1 protein-coding gene is annotated in these 1387 nt (G+C 57.8%); it reads left to right on the top strand.

Going from position 1 to position 1387, the window contains the following annotated elements; genetic code table 11:
* The first annotated feature begins 78 nt into the window (after window positions 1–78).
* Complete coding sequence (locus PCLY_RS01000; protein WP_061237385.1) at window positions 79–1122, top strand: IS110 family RNA-guided transposase; 1044 nt, start codon at window positions 79–81, stop codon at window positions 1120–1122.
* The last annotated feature ends 265 nt before the right edge of the window (window positions 1123–1387 follow it).

Here is a 1387-nt window from a genome sequence, read left to right on the forward strand (position 1 = left end):
CTTGAATGCTGTAATGGACTCTCCCCACACCACAGTTCTATACCAAGGTGTCGAGGATTTTTGAGCGGGAGAGTCGTTATGAAACGCATTGCCGTTGATCTGGCCAAGTCCGTTTACCAAGTTGCCGAGAGTGTCCGTTCCGGCCAGGTGGTGCAGCGCAAGCGGCTGAACCGAGAGGCGTTTAGGCGATATATACAGGAGCAGGCCGAGCCGGTCGAGTGGGTGATGGAAGCCTGTGGCACAGCGCACTATTGGGGGCGGCTGGCGCAATCGCTCGGTCATCAAGTGAAGCTGATCCATGCGCGCTATGTCCGGCCCTATCGCCGGGGCAACAAGACCGACCGCAACGACTGTGACGCCATGCTGGAAGCGGCGCGCTGCAAGGATATTTATCCGGTGCCGGTGAAAAACCACGAGCAGCAACAGCTGCAGCAACTGCACGGGCTGCGGGAAACCTGGAAGAAGAGCAGAACCCAGCGCATCAACCTGTTGCGCGGCATCCTGCGTGAAGCAGGTATCGAAGCGCCGGTCTCGACCGCTACCTTTATCCGAGCGGCCAATGAATTGGTTGAACAGCCTGAACTTGCTCCCTTGAGCCGTCTGCTGCATATCGTGCTGGCCGAGATCAACTTGTACGAGCAGTGCATGGCCGAATGCGAACAGCAACTCAAGCGCTGGCATGCTGAGGATGAAATCGTGCGCAAACTGGATGAGGTCAGCGGTATTGGCCTGCTGACTGCCAGCGCCCTGACCGTCGTTGTGGGTAAGCCTGAGCGCTTTTCCAGTGGTCGCCAACTGAGCGCCTGGTTGGGTATGACCCCGAACGAATACAGCAGTGGCGAACGCCGACGGCTTGGGCGGATCAGCTGCAAGGGCAATATCTATGTGCGCACGCTATTTATCCATGGCTCGCGAGCGGCCTTGCTAGCGGCTCAGCGATGCCAGGCCCGTACGCCAGAAAAACTGACCGAGTTGCAGCGCTGGGCCGTCGAGACGGCAGCCCGTATTGGCCACAACAAAGCGGCTGTGGCGCTGGCGAACAAATTGGTCAGGATCTGCTGGGCGGTGTGGTGCCATGAGCGGCGTTTCAATGGTAATTGGCAGAGCACAAAGCCCGCCTGACGGCGGGGGTAATCAGTAAGGAAGATGGTTTTCTTGTGGTTGTGGTGAGCAGCAGCACTGTCGGAACAGGCGAGTCCTGCAGCGGAATAAGGCCGATAACAATGATGATCCCCGTGATCGATTGAACGCTTGGCCCCCGCTGCGCGAACTACAGAATGGCCAGGGCGGAAAAGCCCAACACAGGCCGGATATACGAATGCAACCGCGCTGACGACAAGTGCAAAAGAAAAGCTTTGCTCACTACTTGTGGGGAGAGTCCATATAC

Origin of the sequence: Ectopseudomonas composti, from assembly GCF_001567565.1 — a bacterium.
Classification (GTDB): domain Bacteria; phylum Pseudomonadota; class Gammaproteobacteria; order Pseudomonadales; family Pseudomonadaceae; genus Aquipseudomonas; species Aquipseudomonas composti_A.

Excerpts from the sequence above, each read along its gene's own strand:
- PCLY_RS01000 (WP_061237385.1), top strand. The coding sequence starts at position 79 with ATGAAACGCATTGCCGTTGATCTGGCCAAGTCCGTTTACCAAGTTGCC.